19 protein-coding genes and 1 riboswitch are annotated in these 20,591 nt (G+C 34.1%); of the genes, 13 read left to right on the top strand and 6 right to left on the bottom strand.

Annotated elements, in window-relative coordinates:
• Positions 1 to 39: 39 nt before the first annotated feature.
• Positions 40 to 1,311, bottom strand: a complete 1,272-nt coding sequence (locus ACIQ0C_RS26035; RefSeq protein ID WP_403065466.1) for an erythromycin esterase family protein — start codon at positions 1,309 to 1,311, stop codon at positions 40 to 42.
• Between the two features lie 792 nt (positions 1,312 to 2,103).
• Between ACIQ0C_RS26035 and ACIQ0C_RS26030 the strand changes: the two genes are divergently transcribed.
• Positions 2,104 to 2,691 (top strand): histidine phosphatase family protein, encoded by a 588-nt coding sequence (locus ACIQ0C_RS26030; protein WP_403065463.1) that lies wholly within the window; start codon positions 2,104 to 2,106, stop codon positions 2,689 to 2,691.
• Between the two features lie 192 nt (positions 2,692 to 2,883).
• Positions 2,884 to 3,372, top strand: coding sequence for a YjdJ family protein (locus ACIQ0C_RS26025; protein WP_403065460.1), 489 nt, complete (start codon positions 2,884 to 2,886; stop codon positions 3,370 to 3,372).
• 180 nt (positions 3,373 to 3,552) lie between these two features.
• On the opposite strand, the gene ACIQ0C_RS26020 is transcribed toward ACIQ0C_RS26025, so the two are convergent.
• Positions 3,553 to 4,083, bottom strand: a complete 531-nt coding sequence (locus ACIQ0C_RS26020; protein ID WP_403065457.1) for a GNAT family N-acetyltransferase — start codon at positions 4,081 to 4,083, stop codon at positions 3,553 to 3,555.
• 317 nt (positions 4,084 to 4,400) lie between these two features.
• Here ACIQ0C_RS26020 and ACIQ0C_RS26015 point away from each other — a divergent pair, with 317 nt between their 5' ends.
• The gene (locus tag ACIQ0C_RS26015; protein ID WP_403065454.1) at positions 4,401 to 5,252 is read left to right on the top strand and encodes a hypothetical protein; all 852 of its coding nucleotides are present in this window, start codon (positions 4,401 to 4,403) and stop codon (positions 5,250 to 5,252) included.
• Positions 5,253 to 5,745: 493 nt separating this feature from the next.
• On the opposite strand, the gene ACIQ0C_RS26010 is transcribed toward ACIQ0C_RS26015, so the two are convergent.
• Positions 5,746 to 6,531, bottom strand: a complete 786-nt coding sequence (locus ACIQ0C_RS26010; protein ID WP_403065451.1) for a helix-turn-helix domain-containing protein — start codon at positions 6,529 to 6,531, stop codon at positions 5,746 to 5,748.
• An 820-nt stretch (positions 6,532 to 7,351) separates the two neighbouring features.
• On the opposite strand from ACIQ0C_RS26010, the gene ACIQ0C_RS26005 reads away from it, so the two are divergent.
• The 5 genes from ACIQ0C_RS26005 to ACIQ0C_RS25985 all read left to right on the top strand — a co-directional run bounded on the left by ACIQ0C_RS26005 (position 7,352) and on the right by ACIQ0C_RS25985 (position 12,760).
• Complete coding sequence (locus ACIQ0C_RS26005; RefSeq protein WP_403065448.1) at positions 7,352 to 8,743, top strand: amino acid permease; 1,392 nt, start codon at positions 7,352 to 7,354, stop codon at positions 8,741 to 8,743.
• Positions 8,744 to 9,187: 444 nt separating this feature from the next.
• A riboswitch (cyclic di-AMP (ydaO/yuaA leader) is annotated at positions 9,188 to 9,330 on the top strand.
• 152 nt (positions 9,331 to 9,482) lie between these two features.
• Positions 9,483 to 11,309, top strand: coding sequence for an APC family permease (locus ACIQ0C_RS26000; protein ID WP_403065445.1), 1,827 nt, complete (start codon positions 9,483 to 9,485; stop codon positions 11,307 to 11,309).
• A 158-nt stretch (positions 11,310 to 11,467) separates the two neighbouring features.
• Positions 11,468 to 11,641, top strand: coding sequence for a Fe3+ hydroxamate ABC transporter substrate-binding protein (locus ACIQ0C_RS25995; RefSeq protein ID WP_402844642.1), 174 nt, complete (start codon positions 11,468 to 11,470; stop codon positions 11,639 to 11,641).
• 230 nt (positions 11,642 to 11,871) lie between these two features.
• Positions 11,872 to 12,315: an SRPBCC family protein gene (locus tag ACIQ0C_RS25990; RefSeq protein WP_403065442.1), complete on the top strand. Its 444-nt coding sequence runs from the start codon at positions 11,872 to 11,874 to the stop codon at positions 12,313 to 12,315.
• Positions 12,308 to 12,760 (top strand): MarR family winged helix-turn-helix transcriptional regulator, encoded by a 453-nt coding sequence (locus ACIQ0C_RS25985; protein WP_403065439.1) that lies wholly within the window; start codon positions 12,308 to 12,310, stop codon positions 12,758 to 12,760. The genes ACIQ0C_RS25990 and ACIQ0C_RS25985 overlap by 8 nt, the downstream gene beginning before the upstream one ends.
• A 450-nt stretch (positions 12,761 to 13,210) precedes the next feature.
• On the opposite strand, the gene ACIQ0C_RS25980 is transcribed toward ACIQ0C_RS25985, so the two are convergent.
• Entirely contained in the window at positions 13,211 to 13,528 is a 318-nt protein-coding gene (locus ACIQ0C_RS25980) for a ribosomal-processing cysteine protease Prp (RefSeq protein ID WP_403065436.1), read from the bottom strand.
• Between the two features lie 712 nt (positions 13,529 to 14,240).
• Entirely contained in the window at positions 14,241 to 14,363 is a 123-nt protein-coding gene (locus ACIQ0C_RS25975; RefSeq protein WP_403065433.1) for a hypothetical protein, read from the bottom strand.
• 498 nt (positions 14,364 to 14,861) lie between these two features.
• Between ACIQ0C_RS25975 and ACIQ0C_RS25970 the strand changes: the two genes are divergently transcribed.
• Positions 14,862 to 15,755: an NAD-dependent epimerase/dehydratase family protein gene (locus ACIQ0C_RS25970; protein WP_403065430.1), complete on the top strand. Its 894-nt coding sequence runs from the start codon at positions 14,862 to 14,864 to the stop codon at positions 15,753 to 15,755.
• Between the two features lie 20 nt (positions 15,756 to 15,775).
• Here ACIQ0C_RS25970 and ACIQ0C_RS25965 read toward each other — a convergent pair whose 3' ends face one another.
• Complete coding sequence (locus ACIQ0C_RS25965) at positions 15,776 to 16,264, bottom strand: MarR family winged helix-turn-helix transcriptional regulator (RefSeq protein WP_403065427.1); 489 nt, start codon at positions 16,262 to 16,264, stop codon at positions 15,776 to 15,778.
• A 127-nt stretch (positions 16,265 to 16,391) separates the two neighbouring features.
• Here ACIQ0C_RS25965 and ACIQ0C_RS25960 point away from each other — a divergent pair, with 127 nt between their 5' ends.
• From ACIQ0C_RS25960 to ACIQ0C_RS25945, 4 genes are all read left to right on the top strand, one after another.
• Positions 16,392 to 17,504 carry an NADH:flavin oxidoreductase gene (locus ACIQ0C_RS25960; protein ID WP_403065424.1) on the top strand — a complete coding sequence of 371 codons (1,113 nt, stop codon included), beginning with the start codon at positions 16,392 to 16,394 and terminating at the stop codon, positions 17,502 to 17,504.
• Positions 17,505 to 17,673: 169 nt separating this feature from the next.
• The gene (locus tag ACIQ0C_RS25955) at positions 17,674 to 18,213 is read left to right on the top strand and encodes a hypothetical protein (protein WP_403065421.1); all 540 of its coding nucleotides are present in this window, start codon (positions 17,674 to 17,676) and stop codon (positions 18,211 to 18,213) included.
• Between the two features lie 219 nt (positions 18,214 to 18,432).
• Positions 18,433 to 18,630, top strand: coding sequence for a DUF4177 domain-containing protein (locus ACIQ0C_RS25950; RefSeq protein WP_403065418.1), 198 nt, complete (start codon positions 18,433 to 18,435; stop codon positions 18,628 to 18,630).
• 576 nt (positions 18,631 to 19,206) lie between these two features.
• Entirely contained in the window at positions 19,207 to 20,316 is a 1,110-nt protein-coding gene (locus tag ACIQ0C_RS25945; protein WP_403065415.1) for an MFS transporter, read from the top strand.
• The last annotated feature ends 275 nt before the right edge of the window (positions 20,317 to 20,591 follow it).

Here is a 20,591-nt window from a genome sequence, read left to right as displayed (position 1 = left end):
CATCAATACTACACTTCGTTAAGCCACATTATTACAAATTTATTGATGTAGTTGAGATGGACTCACTTTTTGAATTTGAACAAGTATATCAAACGTTTTACCTAATGATATATCAACAGTTTTTGGTATATCAGGGCCTTCGGTAGTTATTCCAGCGAAAATTGGATGTTGTTCGTTTAACCAAGTTTTTGTCACGCCGTTCGCCTTACGTAAATCAATAAAAAATTGATCTTTTTTGACCTGTCCAAAAATGTAGTTATAACTGTTTGGATCATCTGATTTTAATATTCCATATGGGCCAAATTCACCATCATTATTATAGACATTATATTGTCCTTCATAAACTGATGTTCCAATAGATACATACCGTTTCCCATAATATTCTGCTAAATGCTGCCCAGCTACTTTAGGGTATATAAAAGGAATCATACTTGTTTTCGAAACGTGTCCATTATGTCCCCAAACTATGGTTTTCCCTAAATGTTCTTCAGTCCACTTCGCATTTTCATACATTGCAATATCATGTTTCAAAAATTGATCCGATGGTTTATCAGGAGGTGATCCTAACACTGTAGTAAACTGTTCAATAATACGAGCATTTTGTTTTATCCAGGCGAACTCTTTGGATTTTCCGTTTAGATAACTTTTATTTTGTTCTAATAAAGCACTGATTTGTTTAGCATCTGAAATAAACTTTTCTTTTTCTTCTTTCGTAAGGCTCTCAAAAGTATTCATATCCTTTGTTACAGGAATAAGACCTTTTATCTTCTCTTCTACTCTAGTCACAAGATCTGAATTGTTTCTTTTTATATATTCTATTATATTATTATAAACATTCTCGTTTACTGATTGAATGTCCATCCCAATGACACGCACTTTAGATTTATGTTTTGGATTAGCATTATATTGTCGAATCCAACTAAGTAAATCTAACATTTCTTTTGTGTTAAATATAGGTGATAGATGTTGGCTTGGGTTTCCCTTACCAGTAAGAACATATCGATCAAGCTCCAAAGCTCTGTCCCATACCTCTTCTAAAACTAAGTTGATAAATCCCTTTTCAGATACTAAATAATTAACAATGCGTTGTTTCATTGTAAAAACTTCATGAGCCCCATGCGTAGCTTCACCTAAACCTACAATTGAAGCTGAACCTACCATATTCTTAAGTGGTTTTAAATCATTAAAAGATGCAGTTGGATTAGTTGTTTTTAAAGGCTTTGCATGCATTTCTAACCATTCCGCTATTTGATTTGTATTGTAGGGAGCTGTAACAGAAACACCAAGTGCACTAATCATTTTCTTTTTCATATAACCCTCCTGAAATACTTACTTGTTAGTTTTTTGACATGCTCTAAGGACCCCAGTTTAAACCATTAATTCTCTTATTACTGTTAAGATAAATTTATTCTAGTTCCTAAAACAAACGCTATTGTGTCCTAACAAACGGTAAATTCCTCTTTTTCCACATGTATGTTAACCCTAGAAATTACTTCTTTTCCTTAAAACAATTCTTGTTACTGGTTTGTTTTTCTACCTTTCACGCCTCTTTATATTTTTATCATACACAATGAAAATCTCCCCTCCTCATTTTATTGTTAATGCGTTAAAAACTGCTCTTTGATTCTAAGTGTTTTTCTGTCACATACGGTAGTGTCAAAATGTCATGGTTTCTATGACATAGCTATTAATACAGCCGTATCCCACTCAATTTTTGTTGTTCTTTATAAATCAAGCTAACAATAACGAGTTACCCCAAAACGGTAAAATGCACAAAATTTTCGTTCTGGGGGTATTATGATATCTTACCTTGATTGGCATGGGGTAGAGTCAGGAAAATGCGCATTTACAACGATAAGCATTTTGATACAAGTCTTATGAAACATTATATAGCCTAATTTAGAGGTACTTTGAATGTGTCTCAATAGGTTCTACTCTATTGAGATTGTGAATGATAGTACTTAAACTATCGGGGCAGTTTAGTTGAATAAGGAATAAGGAATTGGCAACAAATAGTGGAATTTAATTAGTATAATTAACTTAAGATAATCGATCGTGAATAAGGAGAAAAATAAGAGAAACACATTGGGGGGAAAATATATTATGAGTACATTTGTTTATATGGTGAGACACGGTGAGTCGCCAAAAGAAGGAAATGAAAGAACAAGAGGATTAACCGAAAAAGGTTATTTAGATGCCCAACGAGTAACTGACATAATGAAGGATGAAGAAGTTGATGCAGTTGTTTCAAGTCCATACGTACGCTCAATTTTAACTGTTGAAAAGTTAGCTCAACAAATAGGGCAAAAAGTTTTAGTGTTTGAAGATTTAAAAGAGAGGATATTTTCTTCTGAAGACAATCGAGTATCTGATAAGGAATTGGTTCCACTTTTGGAGAAGTCATTTTTCGAATCAAATTTCTCTTTAGAGGGAGGAGAATCAAATGCTGATTGTCAAAAAAGAGCTATAAAAGTCTTAAAAGAACTATTAGATACTTTTAGAGATAAAAAAGTAGTGATAGGTACTCACGGGGCAGTTATGACCTTGATGATGGGATATTTCGATAGCACTTATGACTTGGATTTTTTACATAGCACATCAAAACCTGATATTTATAGAATGGAATTCAATGAACAGGAATTAGTGGGTGTTCAGAGACTATGGGGTGTAAATATTGGTGTTGACCAATAATAATTATGTTTTGTTAATGAACTAACAGGTGCGTTAGCTGAAAATCAGAGCTGTCTTTAGGGCAGCTTTTTATTTATGGAACTAACGGGGCAGGTTAGGATTAAAAGGATTTTAATGTTTATAATTGAAATTAATGTTAAATTTAAAGTAAGTGTGAAGAAGAATTTTTAAAAATAATTGAGGGTGTTTAATATGTTTAGGTTTAGTTTTTTGTTTCAGTTTGGTATAGCCTCTATTTTCCTTTTAATTTCTACTGTTGCTGCTTTATATGAGGGTAGTGCAATTATAGATAATCCTTGGGACTGGAAGTACTCAACACCATTTTCTCAATTTTTATACGGTGAGGTAAATAGTAGTAGCTCTATATCACAACTTGACTACTTTATATACGCAGTTAAATTTCAACCTACTTTTCCTGTCATTATGGTAGTAAGCAGTTTATATTTGTTAATTCTTATGGGATACCATTTCTTAAAGCAACAGCATAAACGATTTGCTTATTATTTATCTTTTTTGGGTGGAGTATTATTCTTACTTAGTTATTTTATTTTTAATTCTCCCACATTTGGTGGTCAAATTTTTTTCTATATTTGGTTAGTGAGTGGTGTATTGTGCATTGTAACTGCTGCAATAACTTATTTTCAGATTTTAAATCGTAACACGAACGAATTTACAAATTAAACTTCTTGAACTAACGGGTGCGTTAGCTGAAGATCGGAGCTGTCTTTAAGGCAGCTTTTTCTTTATGGAACTATCGGGGCAGGTTAGTTCTATAAGAAAAGATATATTAGATAGAAAAATAATTAATAGATTGCCAAAAAAGCCTATATTCTATATGAATATAGGCTTTTCACAATTATGTTAATCAGTTTTTAATTTTGAATACATATTTAAATCAATAAACGTGTCTTTTGATTTCTCGGACTTTCCTAAGGTACCTTCAAATTGAAAATGCAGCTTTTCCAAAAGTCTTATTGAGTTACTATTTTCAGGCTCGACATTTGCTTCAATCCTATTGAGATTAAGCGTATTAAACGCATAATCCAATAATGCGAGAATGGCTTCTGAAGCAAATCCGTTACCCCAGTATTCTTTACCAAGTTCATAACCGATTTCTGCTTTTAAATTCTCGAAGTCTAAGGAATTGTAGCCACAAGAACCGATAATTTGATTTGACTCTGATTGAATGATCGAATAGCGAATAGCTTTGTCTTCTTGATATAAGCCATCAAGCATTTCAATTATTTCTATTGCTTGACTTTCATCAGTCAAACTATAGATATTCATAAACCTTGTGACTTCAGAATCAGACCAGATTTTAAATAAGCTAGAGGAGTCTGATACCTCCATTTTTTTCAATACTAATCGTTCAGTTTGTAATTCGGTAATCAATATTTTTACCTCCATTTTGTTTTGAAATTTCTTGTTTCAACATTTGGGGTTTAGATATTGATATCTGTGCATAGTTCAGTCCCTTCACGCTTTAATATAGCGTTATTATATTCAATTAAAAAGATATTACAAGTCAGTTTAAAAATATACTTAAACAAACAGGTGCTTTAGCTGAAGATCAGAAGCTGTCTTTAAGGCAGTTTTTTCTTTATGGAACTATCGGGGCAGGTTAGCTTATGAAAAAATTACTCAGATGTGTTTGAAACTTTATCCTTTTCTAAACGTAATTACATAAAAAGGAAAAGGGTGGGAATTAAATGACTTGTAAAACAAAGACGAATATTTACGATATATTGGCATTTTACCAAGATGAGGATTTTTATTATAAATATATTCCAGAGAAAATGTTAAGTTATATAAACAAAAAATATAATATACCCTCTGGAGAAACTATAATTGCATTTTTACATTGTAGATTTAATTCTGGATTTTGTTTTACAGAAAAGGGTGCCTATTGGAAATTGTCATTAGGACAAGGAAAAGGTAATTTTTCTTGGGAGTTTTTAAAGAAAATAGACCATATCAAAGTAGAAAAAGATTATCTTTATCTAGATAACATGAAACCTTTAATGCTTGCAGGTACTACATATCCTCAAAATCTTCTTGTTCTTTTGTTAGAGGAAATAAAGCAAAATAGCATTGAAAATCAAGATTTCTTATCTTTAAATACAAGGAGTTTAAGTGATTTTTCAATAAATATTGATAATGTGCTTCGTATATGTAGTACGTTTAAAGGTAATGAGGACTGCTTGTTGTGTACAATGTTAAACGTAGATATAAGAACTTCAGACTCTCTTTCAGATAAAACAAGAATTTCTCTAATGAAGAAAAATAATTTAGGAGAAAATGAAACATTAATTGCTTATGTTAATACCTATATGGGCATAGGAACAAATGGAATCACAATTACTGAAAAAGGGGTTTTCTTTTCTAAGGAGTTCTTATCGATTTATTTTCCTTGGCATGTTTTTAAGCAAATTAGTATTGTATACAACAATGAGAATAAGGAACTTTTAATCAATGATAGAATTGTAATGAATTTAAGTTGTTCAATTATAGAAGCTAATGATATATTTCTATTTCTTCAACAGTTACAGAAGCAATTGTAAAATCCATATCATTTTAATGAATGGGTAGCGAACTTAAACAATGCACTGCCTTGTTTTGTTTCATTAAGATGTAGATTGTGAAATATGGCACTTAAACTAACGGGTGCTTTAGCTGAAGATCGGAGCTGTCTTTAAGGCAGCTCTTTTCTTATAGAACTAACGGGGCAGGATAGTTTACTAAAGAGTGAAACTTTATTAATTTCGGAATCGTATAAAAGAGGGTAACTACAGGTATAATACGATAATTTATAAGTGATGATATCACCTGAAAGAAATTTTCTCTTCCTAGTTAATGGAGAACCTTGATTTAGTTTTTGTTCAAAAAGGAGAGTGAAAAAATGGAGATGAAGATAAGTGGTGTTGACCCAATCGCAGTAAAAATATTCGCTGTTATGGCAAAGAAAAAAATCTATTTCTGTGAAGTTGTATAACTTTCTTGAACTAAGTAAGGCCATCTCTTATAGGAGATAGCCTTGCTGAAAATTAATTTACTTTAAATATCCTCTAATTTTTTTCTTCCTTTCTTTAGAAGCTTAAAGCTCAACCTATTTACATGCTCCTCATTTCGCACCAATAATTTATACGAATCTAATATTGGTAGGGTACGAATTAAAATATAAACACCAACTGCAATTAGACCTATAAAAAATGGATAGTAGGGCACTAACACTTGGGAAACAATATCTTTTCTCTCTAATAAAAAGGGTATTCCACCTGCGACAAATAAGCAAACTCCCACTATCATTACAACAGCATACCTTTTCTTATTATCATCGTATCTTACTGACAATTCTTTTAGATAGTTATGATCCAATAATAAAACCTCTTTTCTAAGAATTTTATAGCGATCTTCTACAGATATTGCGGTCACAATCATCACAATTCCAAACGCAGCAAGCAGAATGATAAAGAATGTATCAATCGCTGTATTCTCATTAAAAGTCCAATAAGGTACAGTAGATAAAATAAGTAGACTAAGCCCAAGAGCAACATACTTAGAGGTTTTACGTTGATATGATAAAAAACCTTCTGCCATTTCTTTACTTACATAAAACCCTTTTTCATCTTCTTTGCCTTGTTCAACTGTATCTTTTAATAAATAGTCCATTGACACCTCGAAAAAGTTTCCAATCATTAAAAGCTTTTCGGTTTCGGGGAACCCCTGACTATTTTCCCACTTACTAACCGCCTGCCTTGTTGTATTCAATTTCTCGGCTAAGGCCTCTTGAGAAAGTCCTTTTTCTTTTCTTAATTTAAATAGTTTTTCACCAAATGTCATATGTATGATCTCCTTTCTTTAGATAACTAAATCATCTCAGAATTAACACTTATTTTCCACCTTATTACAGATGCATTTTGTCAACTACCAGTTGCACGTACGTTAGCTGAAGACCGGAGCTTTAAGGCAGCTTTTTCTTTATGGAACTATCGGGGCAGTTTAGTGGAAGAGTCCTGTTTGATCTTTGTTCAGCAATCGGGCCATTTAATGGTGCGAAATGTTTCTAGCTTAAATTGAGGATGGTCACATTTCTCAGGTAAAGGCTAGACAGTTCCATTTTAATGGAACTGAAGGGCTCTCTCTTAGTCGAATAGCACTCGAATTAGTAAGGATGAAAGTGTTAGAAGCTCGGCAAAAAGGCGTAAGAATTTACCGTATCAGTTCGGCTGACGAAAGCCTACCCGTTGCGAACTTTACACACCCAAAATATAAATATGTAACGATATATATTAGTTTAACGGGTGCTTAATAAGGGAGTTGCTTTAGCAACTCTCAGTTTGTCGACAAAAGGGGTTCGTAATTTAGGCATTCCGAACCCCTTTTGAAATTAACTTTGAATTTTGCTCAAAATTAGGAGTTTGGAGCTCTACGAGCTCACTATGTTAGGCCAATTTGTTATAAAATCAACAAAAATTATTTTTATGGAAGAAGATATAACAACATAGTGCAATCAGACTAATAAAATAAACAACATTGTATAAATGGTAGGTTTTAACTTTTGGGAAAGGTAGACAAAAGTGTATATTTTGAATTATCATATAATTTATTTAAATGAAGTGCTTACATTATAGTACTTTTTTTATAGAGGAGGATTTAGAAAATGAATCATCAACAACCTGAATTAAAGAAAGAGTTAAAAATTCGGCATATTACCATGATTTCTCTCGGAGGAATTATTGGTGCTGGGTTATTTATTGGAAGTGGCTCACTAATTAATGTGGCAGGTCCCGGTGCTATCATCTCATATGCACTGGCAGGACTACTTGTAATTTTGGTCATGCGCATGCTGGGAGAAATGTCAATAGTCAACCCATCCAGCGGTTCTTTTGCCACGTATGCCCGGGAAGCGCTGGGCCCGTGGGCTGGCTACACAATCGGCTGGCTATACTGGTTTTTCTGGGTCATTGTTATTGCCGTTGAAGCAATTGCAGGAGCAAACATTATTCAGTACTGGTTTCCTTCTTTGCCTTCCTGGTCGGTCAGTCTTGTCCTTACCTTTTTATTAACTCTGACTAACCTGTATTCTGTTAAATCGTTTGGCGAGTTTGAATATTGGTTCTCCCTTATTAAAGTAGTAAGTATTGTCCTATTCTTGCTGCTTGGAGGGGCCATCATATTCGGCTTCATACCCGGTATAGAATCACCAGGGACTTCCAATCTTATACATAGAGGAGGATTCTTCCCGAATGGAATCAATGCTATATTTTTGGGAATCACTCTCGTTATGTTCTCCTTTATGGGGAGCGAAATTGTAGCAACTGCAGCAGGAGAAACACCAAATCCTGAAAAAGCCATTACTGTCGCGACAAACAGCGTTATTTATCGAATCTTAATTTTTTATCTAGGTTCAATTTTAGTACTGGTTACTATTCTCCCATGGGATTCGCAAACTCTACTGGAAAATCCCTTTGTTTCCGTACTTGAGTTTGTGAACATACCAGCTGCAGCTCAAATCATGAATTTTATTGTTCTGACAGCCGTGCTTTCTTGCTTGAATTCAGGTCTTTACACAAGTTCCCGTATGTTGTTTGCTATGGCACAAAAGGGTGACGCTCCCCGTATGTTTTTAAAGGTAAAAAAGAATGGGGTACCAGTTCCTGCTATTTTGGGATGTACCGTTATTTCCTATATTAGCGTGGTGTTCAATTACCTATCTCCTGATAAAATATTTCTCTTTTTAGTCAATGCTTCTGGAGGGGTAGCGCTTCTTGTTTATCTGGTGATTGCCTTCTCCCAACTGCGAATGAGAAGAAAATATGAAAAAGAAAACCCTGAAGCACTGAAAATAAGAATGTGGTTATTTCCTTACTTGACATATGCCACGATCATCGCGATCACTGGTGTTTTTGTAGCGATGCCATTTATTGATTCACTCCGTTCACAATTCTTTTTAACGCTGCTTATCGTTATATTTGTTATAGGTTCTTTCTTTGTCACTAAGAACAAAAGATCAACCGATCTATTATCGAAGAAAAAGAAGCAAATATCATAATTATAGTGGGTTTCATACTCATGTATATTGCAAGCTCTGGTCTGCAATACTTCAGGGGGCAAACGATACATTGGTTAGAGAATTTAGCATACGCATTCTGTTTCGTAGCATTTCATTCCCTTTTTAGTTGGTTATGGGGAGATTTTGATAAGAAAAAAGCCGATCACTAATACATAGTTTGTGTTAACTCTAAAATAAGTCTTAATGAACTCCCTCAGTTTAATAGATAATGCTCACGAATACTCGCTTATTCGCAGGATTTCATACGTCCAAAGGGTGGCACAATATAATTCTTCATAACCCATCGAGTTACTGATTCGTACCTTCTTGCTTTATCGTAGAAACGTAGTTATTTAACCTATCCGTTTTCCTGAGTTTTAATCTTTTTTTACATGAAATTCATTTACAATTGCTGAACACAGGAGTATTATAATCACAGTTTCAATTTCTAAATCGCTGAAACCATAGGTACGGGGGAACCATTTTTGTGGGGTGTTATTATACCCAAGGGGTGAATCCTTTAAAGGTAGGGCTACTCAAGGTCCGAATCCGACAGCTAACCTCGTAAGCGTTAAATGAGAAGGAAGGTGGAGCTTGTGACACACGAAAAGTGATGTGCCTACAGGTCTATTCTGTAGGCACTTTTTTGCATTCCTTTAAAATTTTATTGCTCTTTTGAGTAAATACTGTATGTACGAGTAAATATTAACTCATAAAAAATATTAGGGTGGTTTGAATAATGATTTCACTTTTAAAAAGGATGTTAATTGGGCGACCTCTGAAATCCCATGAATTAGGAGAACAGAGGTTAAACAAAAAGAAAGCATTAGCAATCCTTTCTTCTGATGCTCTATCATCAGTGGCATATGGTCCTGAACAAATTTTGATAGTATTGATTACGGTAGGTGCAGCAGCATTTTGGTATTCAATTCCTATCGCAGTTGGTGTATTAATTCTTTTAACAGCTCTCATATTGTCTTATAGACAAATCATTTTTGCTTATCCTCATGGCGGTGGAGCGTATGTGGTTTCAAAGAGCAATTTAGGTGTAAATCCAGGTTTAATAGCTGGAGGTTCCCTATTGGTAGACTACATACTAACTGTTGCTGTAAGTGTGTCTGCTGGGACTGATGCTTTAACATCTGCCTTTCCCACTTTACACAACTTTAATGTGGAAATTGCCATTGTATTTGTCATTTTTATTACAATTTTGAATTTAAGAGGAGTAACGGAATCTGCTTCAATATTAGCCTATCCCGTTTACTTATTCGTTTTAGCGTTGTTAATATTAATTGGTGTGGGTATTTATAATATTCTAACTGGAGGAGTTTCGCCTGAATTGCACACCCCAATAGGTACACCTGTGGCGGGAATCAGTTTGTTCATTCTTTTAAGGGCGTTTGCTTCAGGAAGTTCCGCCTTAACAGGGGTTGAAGCCATATCCAATGCCATTCCTAACTTTAAAGACCCAGCACCTAATAATGCTGCTAAAACATTAATGGCGATGGGAGCCTTGCTTGCCATACTGTTTTCAGGAATTGTATGTTTAGCCTATTATTATGGTATTTCTCCTAGTGGAGAGGTAACCGTTGTTTCCCAAATTGCCGAAGAAACTTTCGGCCGGAATTTCATGTACTTCTTTATACAAGGAACTACAGCATTGATTTTAATCCTTGCTGCGAATACTGGTTATTCTGCTTTTCCATTGTTGGCAGTAAATCTTGCAAAGGATAAGTTTATTCCAAGGGCGTTTCTTATTAGAGGAGATCGATTAGGATATTCTAATGGGATTATCATACTTGGAATTGCTTCAATCATTTTAATCCTTGCTTTTCAGGCAGAAACGGAGCATCTTATCCCACTTTACGCAGTTGGTGTATTTGTTCCATTTACTTTGTCTCAGTCGGGTATGATGGTTAAATGGTTACGAGAGAAGCCGCAGGGGTGGGTTCCAAAATTCATTATTAATACTACGGGTGCCGTTATTAGCTTAACCGTTACATTAATGTTTTTTTTAACAAAGTTCTCACAGGTTTGGTCAATCTTAATTTTTCTACCTATCATTGTCTTTGTCTTTCATAAAATTAGAAAGCATTATGAAGCTGTTGGAGACCAGCTTAGGCTTACAACTTGTGAACCATCTGCGACCATTGACGGTAATGTTATGATAGTGCCTGTTGCTGGCATGACTCATGTTGTAGAAAATACCTTAAATTATGCTAAATCGCTTTCTCCTCAACAAATTATTGCAGTGTATGTTGCATTTGAAAGAGAAGACGAGAAGAAATTTGAAGAAAAATGGAAGAAATGGCAACCTGAAGTAAGACTGGTGACACTGCACTCTCATTATAGAAGTATCATCAACCCACTTACCAAATTTGTTGATACTGTAGAGAATAAAGCAAGGGAAGGGAATTATCAGGTAACTGTTGTTATTCCACAATTTATTCCCAAAAAAGGCTGGCACAATATTCTTCACAATCAATCAAGTTTTCTTATTCGCGCCTTCTTACTGTTTCGAAGAGACGTGGTAGTAACAACTGTACCTTATCATTTGAAAAAATAAGGAATGGAATTAATGTACTTCTTAATGCTATAGGTAATTATCAGAGCTGTTATGCAGCTCTTTTTTTATGGAGCTATAGGGGCAGGATAGTTGCAGAAGAAACTTTTAGCATAGTTATCCGTAGTATTTAATAACAGATTGCTTTTGGGGGGATATAAATGTTTAAAGTAATACCAAAATGTTCTGAATGTGATAAAGAAATAAAAGGTAATGATGTAGTTTTCATAAAGATGCGTTACCCAGAGCGAAAAGGTATGACTGAAATAAAAGCTTATTTGCAAAATGAAGGAAAACTAATTTGTGAAGATTGCTATAATAACAAATCTAACTAAATCTTTTGAACTAACAGGTGCCTTACTTCAATAAGAGAGGTTGCTAAGGCAGCCTTTTTCTTATGGCACTAACGGGGCAGGTTTGTTGATTAAGGCATACAAAAAATGATCAATCTTTTTATAAAAAAATGTACCATCGATGGATAATTATAACATTTTAATTGACTTTTTTACTATGCGCGCTTATTATATTCGTGCATAGTATTATATTTTGAAATGGGGTTTTTATTTTGTGGACTTATGAACATAGTGTAGACACTAGAGCAAGTAAAGAGGCAATTTGGGATTTATACAGCAATATTGAAAAATGGACGGATTGGGATAAGAGCCTTAAAAGTGTTAGCCTGGAAAATAACTTTTCTGAAGGTACGAAAGGAACAATGCTACCTGTGGGACAGAAAGAAGTATGCTTTAAACTTGTAGATGTAAACGATAAAGTTAAATTCACAAGCGAAACTAGTCTCACGGAAGCAGTTAAAATGAGTTTTGTACATAAGCTAACTTCAGTCGAGAATAACGGTGTTCGTATTACACATAGAGTTGTAATTTCTGGACCAGGGGCAAAAGAGATTGGTGCCAAAATTGGGCCATTCCTTACTAAAGATATTCCTGAAACAATGAACAACCTTGCTGAGCAAGCGTTGAATCTTGATTTAGAGAAGAAAAATGTCTAATTTTCTTGATTCTAATTATGAAAACCCTATAGATAGTCCAGGATTTCTTTTATGGCAGGTTACTAACTTATGGCAAAAAAAGATAAAATCTAAACTTAAAACTCTTGACTTAACTCATGTTCAGTTTGTTTTACTAGCAGCATGTAGCGTACTCGATGATACAAATGAACAAATTACACAATCGGTCTTATCTCAATTTACAAAAACAGATGTGATGATGACTTCCCAAGTGTTAAGAACCCTTGAAAATAAAGGTCTTGTAGAACGCAAAATCCACCCCAATGACACCCGGGCAAAAGTTTTACATGTTACTGATAAGGGAAGAGCACTTGCAAAAGAAGCTAACATAATTGTTGAAGATACGGATAAAAAATTTTTTTTGAAATTAGAAGACAACCAACATACTTTCACTTTACTTCTCCAAGAGTTATCACAAAACGATTAAAATTCCCATTGTAAATAATCTCGCTGATTCCTTTAATAGTAAGTATTTGCTTAACGAATGGAATCTGTTCCAAGTCGTTTAAGGAACACAAAAAGATCAATCATTTTTATAAAAGAATAATCCAATTAAATATTATAAGGGCACGTTTTGATTAATCCTTTTTCAAAACATGCCCTTTCTATTTATTCATTTATCAAGGTTTCTTGTATTAATTTAATCAAACTTTGTTTCAAAGCTACAGTTAGTTTAATACCCTAATCTTATCGTTTATAAAAATGATAAACTGAAATCAATACTTGATTTGGGTTTTCCTTAATGAACTCCCTCAGTTTAATAGATAATGCTCACGAATACTCGCTTATTCGCAGGATTTCAAACCACATGGTATAGGTTGCTTTAAATAAACGAAAACAATGGCCCTGCCGCCATACCATCCAGGTGCCTGTGATTTTATTTTGTTAATACTTGTATGTTGTTTGGGTAATTTTGCTCTAAGTCATTTAAATTATAGAGCATAGAGGTCAATAAGATTCTAGCTTCATCCATTTTCATTATACTTTTTGGTAAGAGTACTTGGAGATACCCATCGTCTTCTTCAATTTTTATTTCTTTCTTACACATCCTTATAATTGAATTAATAGTTCCTATGGTTAAAATTGAAACACTAGAACATACAATATCCTCACCATATTGAGCGTACTCAGCATGCCCTTCTACTGTGAACCCTTTAATGTTTGAACCATCATATAAAATTTCTACAGCTATCAAATAATACAACTCCTTGTTATAAGAGATTTAATGTTATAAAATCCCTTTTGTGCATTTCTAATTTTATATCAATATGGCAGTAATAGTAATGAAAAGTTAAATTAATAGTTTATGTTAACTAAGTACGGTTTTGAATAAAGTTTAATCGTTTATAAAAATACGATTTTAGCTACAACATATTGGAAAGGACTTGGTTGGTGGTTTTTAGCTGAAGATCAAATATGTCTTTAAGGTAGCTTTTTCTTAATGCAACTATCGGGGCAGCATTCCTGTATTAACTGAAATACTTAAAAGCTTGTGAAGAAATCTACTTAAACTAACGGGTGCGTTAGTTCATTAAGGAACACAAAAATGATTAATCTTTTTTCAAAACATGCTCTTTCTATTTATTCATTTATCAAGGTTTCTTGGATTAATTTGATCATACTTTGTTTCAAATCTACATTAGTTAAGAAGGTTAGACCTAAAATTTGATTTACCTTTATTAAACAAAAAAGTCCCTCTCGATTATGAGAAGGCCTTTTAAGTTGGAATAGTGGAGTAGCTGGTAATATTATTGTCTTCCAATCAAATACATTTTATACCAATTCAATAAATAAAACCTCTCTATAAAGAGGGCTTACCACTAAACCCCATATCTTTGTAAATTGTTTGAATCCATTGTGGAATATTAAAAGGGAAAAAAGCATATCCACTTTGGGCATGCTTTTCTTTACCAGTTATCCGTTTTATATAATAATTGATCAATGTCAAATGTTTCGAGATGGAATGGAATAGACTCTTCGGCAATTTCTTCAGTATCTAAAAGCAATTGGTCAATATCTATTATAGCCAAAACAATTCGCCTTCCTTTTAGTCACTTCTACCTTCATATTAAATATAATAAACTTAATGAAAAAATGAAAGAAATCATGTCGCAGTCCGAAGAAATGGTGAGAAAAATATTTAGTGTCTTTTTTTGTTTTATGTTCAAATAGGGTTTACTCAATGGAGATTATCAAGGTTTCTACTTAAACTAACGGGTGCTTTAGTTGATTAAGGAACACAAAAATAAATCAATCTTTTTTATAAAAGAATAATCCAATTAAATAGTATAAGGGCATGTTTTGATTAATCTTTTTTCAAAACATGCTCTTTCTATTTATTCATTTATCAAGGTTTCTTGGATTAATTTGATCAAACTTTGTTTTAAATCTACACCTCGTCCCTTGATTGGGATGGGGTTTTTTAAATTTTAATTTTTACCCAAGTATTGACAATAAAATAAATTCACTAAATAATATACATAATAAATTAGTTAGTAAATTAAATATAATTCAAAGGAGGGTTTGGCGTGAAAGTATTTATTACAGGAATTACAGGGTATGTCGGATCAGTAGTAGCTGAACATTTTCTATCCCAAGGGTATCAGGTTTCTGGACTCGTAAGATCAAAAGGGAAAGCCATGCAGTTGGCTAACATGGGAATCTCACCGATTATAGGAAGTCTTGCGGATCTATCCTTGCTGGAGGAAAGTGTAAGGAAAGTCGACGGAGTGGTTCATACAGCAATATCGCATACCCCGGATATGGAAATGCTTGACGTATCCTCAGTTAATGTAATGTTAGAAGGTTTAGAAGGTACTGGAAATCCATTCATTTATACAAGTGGAACCTTAATCTATAACGATACTTTTCAGAATGTTGTTGATGAAGAATCAAATTTGAATCCCTTACCTTTTTTGCAATGGAAAGTGGATCAGGAACAAAAAGTGCTGGCAGCTGCCCTACGTAATATCCGTACGATTGTAATCCGACCAACTCTAGTTTACGGACGTGGAGGCGGGTTAATTCAAGCAACTATTAGAAGAGCGAAGCTATCTCAATCTGCAAAATATATTAATGATGGACAAAACGCGTGGTCAACAATTGATATCGATGACTTGGCAAGACTTTATGTATGCGCTTATTTGCAGGCAAAACCTGGTTCGCTATTTAATGCAACTTCCAGTGAATTAATTACGACCAAAGAGCTTATGAGATCTGTTGGAAAAATAGCCGGTGTAGATAAAATAGAATCGTGGAGTTATGAAGAGGCAGTTAAAGCAATCGGACCTACTGCTTGGGGGTCCAGTATTAATCAAAGAGTATCTGGATTACGAGCAGAACAACAATTAAAATGGAGACCCAATGCCAACTCAATTCTCAGAGAGATCGAAGAAGGATCTTACCAAACTACCCATAAATAAAACCATAATCCGTAATCGGACTATAGTTTTAATTCATCACTATCTTGGTAAGTGCTAAGAAATTTTATAGATTTATTTAAAATCTGTATGAGATGTTGCGCATCATCAGCACCTAGATGTTCGCTCAAATGATGAAAACGTTCAAACAACTCTTTCTCCCTTGCTTCAATAAAATCGTGTCCGTCTTTGGTGGCTGATACAAGAATAGAGCGTCGGTCACTGGGATCCATCGTGCGAGTAATATACCCATTTTTTTCAAGTGGTTGAATGACGTGTGTCACAGCTGCTGAGGTGATTTTCATTTGTTTACTTAAATCAGAAACTTTGATGCCAGTTGCGCCCGGTGGACATAGATAGGTCAGGTAAACAAGCAAGTTTAATTCGCTCTGTCTGAGACCATTAGAAGGATTGAATACATGCCCAACACGTCTCAACTGTCCGAATGCGAGAGCAAGTTCTTTTGTTATGTTATCGATATTAATATCTAGATTGTTATTGTCTGTATTCATCCAATTCAAACCCCCATCACTTTATTATAAGAATAAATTATTTACTAAATTAATTATTATGTCAAGAGATCATGAAAGCAACATTTAATACTTTATTTTCTATAGACTAAGCCATTAGGAGGTATTTATGAATCAGGCTCACTCTGTTCAATCCTTGTTTCAACCTTTTACATTAGGCAATATGAAATTATCTAACCGTATTGTCATGGCACCAATGACACGAGCGTTTTCACCAGAAGGGGTTCCAGGTGATGATGTTCTAAATTACTACAGGCGCCGAGCAGAAAAGGGCGTAGGGCTGATCGTGACCGAGGGCACGGTGATCAATCACCCGGCTGCTTCGTCAAATCCTAACGTTCCCCATTTTCATGGTGACAAAGCATTAAACGGATGGGGAAAGATTGTGAAGTCAGTGCATGAAGCAGGTGGTCGGATTATACCGCAGCTTTGGCATGTTGGTACACAGCGCAGTATTGGTAAGCTGCCAAATCCAGAATCCTTCCCGATTGGCCCATCGGGAATAACTGATGAAGGCCTTATAGTAAATTTGCCTATGACATACCGAGAAATCGATGCAGTGGTGGAGGCGTTTGCTCAGGCGGCGGCGGATGCTAAGAGGCTGGGTTTCGATGGAATTGAACTCCACGGGGCACACGGTTATTTAATTGACCAATTCTTTTGGGAGAAAACCAATCAACGCACCGATCATTACGGTGGTAACTTTATTCATCGTACACGTTTTGCTGTTGAGATTATTCAGGAGTGCCGGCGTGCCGTAGGACCGGACTTTCCTATTATATTCCGTTATTCGCAATGGAAAAGAAGACCATTTTCGGCTAAATTGGTCGAAACTGCTGAGCAATTGGCTCAATTTCTATTTCCTTTAGTAGATGCTGGAGTTGATATTTTCCATTGTTCAACCCGTCGTTTCTGGGAACCTGAATTTGAAGGTTCACCTCTCAATCTTGCAGGTTGGACAAAGAAACTGACGGGTAAACCGACGATTACGGTTGGCTCAATCGGTCTTGATACAGAGTTTATTAGTTTTTTTGCAGAAGGCAAAGGAGCTCAAAATGTCAATATTGATGGCTTGATCGAGAGGCTTGATCGCGAAGAATTCGATTTAGTAGCTGTGGGACGCGCTTTACTGGTAGACCCAGCTTGGGCAGACAAGATCCGTAATGGTCGTGTGGAAGAATTAGTACCGTTTACAGCTGAGGCATCGAAAATTTTATTTTAAATATCTATACTATTACTTCTTAAGAATATGGGTTCCTAACAACAAAACACGGAAACGTAAGTTAAGGATAATGCTGAATCCTCTTTATTAAAAAGGACTGTAAAGTATTGTATATACTACACCGATTCTTTTTCTAATCACTGTATATTGATTTAAGGAGTGATAATTGATGATAATTCATATTAGAAAACAAGAGTTCGATTTCTTAGCTGATGAAGCCTTGCTTAATGCTTGTTTTAAACCGTTGATTCTGGAGTATAAAAAAAGAATGGCTAAACAACCAGAGAATAGTTCCATATCAAAAGAACTTTTTTATAAAGAGCTAACCACTGGACAGAAAGCGTTGTTTGTATTTCATGTATATTATGATCATGCAATTGAATCAAAGTGTGAGTTCTATTGGTGGAGTGCCTATTTTATGGCCCAACCTAAAATTTGGTCAGCAATCAAAACTGGATTACAGTATTTTGGGGAAGAGCCCATGTATCTGCTCCTAGAAGAAACTGAATTAGTTCTTAAAAAATATAATTGTCCCAATACTTTAGAGAAGTTTGCTGTTACACGTGAGGATCTTGACAGTACTGGGGAACTTTCAGAATCAATTAATCCTTTGCATATCAAGTTTAATGAAACAGCTCGTCTTACTATTAAGAGAATAAGTGATTTTATACGATACAACCATGAGAATTTCCTGATAATCGAAGAATAAAATGATCAATCTTTTTTATAAAAATTAATCGTGAGTAAAAACCTAACCCACTCATTTTGATCAATCTTTTTTCAAAATGGGTGGGTTTCTTCTATTATAAAATCAACGTTTGCAGCTCACTTTTGATCAAACTTTATTTCAAAGCTACACGTACTAATAGTTAAATTACACACATCCTTATTTCTGTTTACGAAGCATAATCAAAAGGAGGACAAATAAATGTATGAATACAAGTTTATAAAAATAGAGTTTAAAAAGTTATCTGGTAAACCTAATGAAGACTATCGAGAAGTAATTAAAAATTACGCAAATCAAGGTTGGCGTTTTGTTCAAATTTTCTCTCCTGACTTTGCAACTTCAGGAGTTGCAGTAGGGACATACTATGAATTGATTTTTGAAAGACCTATAAAACAGTAAACAAAACAGAAACCATTCGTTATGAAAGTTTGTGAAACATTACACTTAAACTAACGGGTGCGTTAGTTCTATAAAAGATAAAAGGAGAGACATATTATCCATGGCTAATATGTGCTCTCCTTTATTTATTAAATAGTTTAGGTCTTGATAATATAGTTCCATCCAGAATATCCATTTGGAGCAATTCTGGAGATTTAGAATTCAAATGACAAAATTTATTGTCACTTATAAAAAGAATTTTTATGTGTTATCATTATTTATACAAATATTACCATTACAAATAAACAACAACCCCTCTTATATTAGATTTTTCACTAAATATCCCAATGAATACAAGAATTATTCATTAATAAATATCTAAAAGTCTCAAGGGAGTGAAACCAATGTAAACAAATATTATTTCTCTCAGAAAATTATATAAGAGGGGTTGTTTGCATTGAAGAATAAATCATTTAATGTATTGATGGCTGGACAATCTTTAGCAAATGCTGGAGATGTTTTTTATATTGTTGCGCTCATAACAAGTGTTTACAATGTAACAAATTCTTTATTTTATGTTTCGTTGGTCCCCGTAATATGCTTGGAGGGTTTTTAGGAGGATTATTAGCACCACTTCTTATAGATCGATACAAGTTAAAAAAAATTTTATTAAACTCTCAATTAATTCAAACTTGTTTTTTACTTGTGCTAACCCTGTACGTATCATTATTTTTATCGAAAGATACGATTATAACGATTTATATAATTATTTTCTTTATCACTTTTTTAGATAGTTTCGCTAATCCAGCAAGTAGTGCATTAATACCTCAACTTGTTACGGAAGAAAACATATTAAAAGCAAATAGCCTTATGTCATCTATACATCAATTCATTCAGATGGGTGGATGGGCCGGAGGTGGTATATTAGCAGCTTTTTTGCATTCTAATGGGCTATTAATATTAACTTTTAGTTTATATGTATTATCTACATGCTTACTGGCATTCGTTAAATTCAAAGAAAAGAAACAATCTGAAGAACTTGAAGAACTATCAGTAAAGGGAAGTAAAATGACTTCAATGTTTGAAGGCTGGAGACTAATCGTAGAAGATAAGAGGCTGCGTGTCCTCCATTTAACGTTATTTTTTGGTTCTATAGCTAGTCCAGTATGGGTATCATCCATTCTATACCCTTTTATAGACCAAAGGCTACGTGTAGGAACTGTGTGGTGGGGCTATATAAACACCTCTTTATTATTAGGATTATTTCTAGCTGGAATACTTGCATATAGGCAATCTGATTTCATAAACAAAAATATTCAGAACGTGCTATTGCTTGGAGGATTTATGGTTTTTCTAATGACTCTTTTATTTGGAATTAATGTAAATCCCATCTTTTCTCTTTTGCTTATTGGCATGTTTGGTTTATTCGAAGAACTGAGGATGATTTCTATTCATACAATCATCCAAAGTCTAGTCAGGGAGAAACTTTTGGCTAAGGTATATGCAGTACAGAGTTCTTTAATCATGGTAACATTCGGCATATCAACTCTGATGATGGGAATATTGGGCCAACAATATAGCATAGTAGTTGTCTTTATTGTTGCCTCGATATCCTTATGTTTCTCGTTTATTAATCTTATTACCTCTAGAAAATACTTAACATTAACCATAGGTAAATCTAACGATAACTTCGAAAACCAGTTGTAAATTATTTAGACAAAAAGCCAACGATTCCGTTGGCTTTTTGAATGTAAGAACCTATACATTATCATACATTCAGAAAATGAAGTGAAAACCCTTAATGAACTAAAGGGGCAGTTTAGTGCAATAAGAGGGAATATTTAGAAGGGCGTCGAATTAGGTAATTTAAAGGGAGTTATTCAAGTTACATAGCAAGTTCAGGTATTATTTAATAATTTATATTTAGCTTTGTTGGGTAGTCTTCTGCAGAAGGCTATCTTTTTTTATGAAAAAATTTGATA

The organism is Peribacillus sp. NPDC096448, assembly GCF_044762675.1.
Lineage (GTDB): Bacteria > Bacillota > Bacilli > Bacillales > DSM-1321 > Peribacillus > Peribacillus frigoritolerans_B.
This window is presented reverse-complemented; position numbering and strand designations above follow the sequence as displayed.

What these genes read in the sequence shown, in the direction of transcription:
- ACIQ0C_RS26035 (WP_403065466.1), bottom strand. Translation starts at nt 1,311, where the DNA reads ATGAAAAAGAAAATGATTAGTGCACTTGGTGTTTCTGTTACAGCTCCC.
- ACIQ0C_RS26030 (WP_403065463.1), top strand. Translation starts at nt 2,104, where the DNA reads ATGAGTACATTTGTTTATATGGTGAGACACGGTGAGTCGCCAAAAGAA.
- ACIQ0C_RS26025 (WP_403065460.1), top strand. Translation starts at nt 2,884, where the DNA reads ATGTTTAGGTTTAGTTTTTTGTTTCAGTTTGGTATAGCCTCTATTTTC.
- ACIQ0C_RS26015 (WP_403065454.1), top strand. Translation starts at nt 4,401, where the DNA reads ATGACTTGTAAAACAAAGACGAATATTTACGATATATTGGCATTTTAC.
- ACIQ0C_RS26010 (WP_403065451.1), bottom strand. Translation starts at nt 6,531, where the DNA reads ATGACATTTGGTGAAAAACTATTTAAATTAAGAAAAGAAAAAGGACTT.
- ACIQ0C_RS26005 (WP_403065448.1), top strand. Translation starts at nt 7,352, where the DNA reads ATGAATCATCAACAACCTGAATTAAAGAAAGAGTTAAAAATTCGGCAT.
- ACIQ0C_RS26000 (WP_403065445.1), top strand. Translation starts at nt 9,483, where the DNA reads ATGATTTCACTTTTAAAAAGGATGTTAATTGGGCGACCTCTGAAATCC.
- ACIQ0C_RS25995 (WP_402844642.1), top strand. Translation starts at nt 11,468, where the DNA reads ATGTTTAAAGTAATACCAAAATGTTCTGAATGTGATAAAGAAATAAAA.
- ACIQ0C_RS25985 (WP_403065439.1), top strand. Translation starts at nt 12,308, where the DNA reads ATGTCTAATTTTCTTGATTCTAATTATGAAAACCCTATAGATAGTCCA.
- ACIQ0C_RS25965 (WP_403065427.1), bottom strand. Translation starts at nt 16,264, where the DNA reads ATGAATACAGACAATAACAATCTAGATATTAATATCGATAACATAACA.
- ACIQ0C_RS25960 (WP_403065424.1), top strand. Translation starts at nt 16,392, where the DNA reads ATGAATCAGGCTCACTCTGTTCAATCCTTGTTTCAACCTTTTACATTA.
- ACIQ0C_RS25955 (WP_403065421.1), top strand. Translation starts at nt 17,674, where the DNA reads ATGATAATTCATATTAGAAAACAAGAGTTCGATTTCTTAGCTGATGAA.
- ACIQ0C_RS25950 (WP_403065418.1), top strand. Translation starts at nt 18,433, where the DNA reads ATGTATGAATACAAGTTTATAAAAATAGAGTTTAAAAAGTTATCTGGT.
- ACIQ0C_RS25945 (WP_403065415.1), top strand. Translation starts at nt 19,207, where the DNA reads ATGCTTGGAGGGTTTTTAGGAGGATTATTAGCACCACTTCTTATAGAT.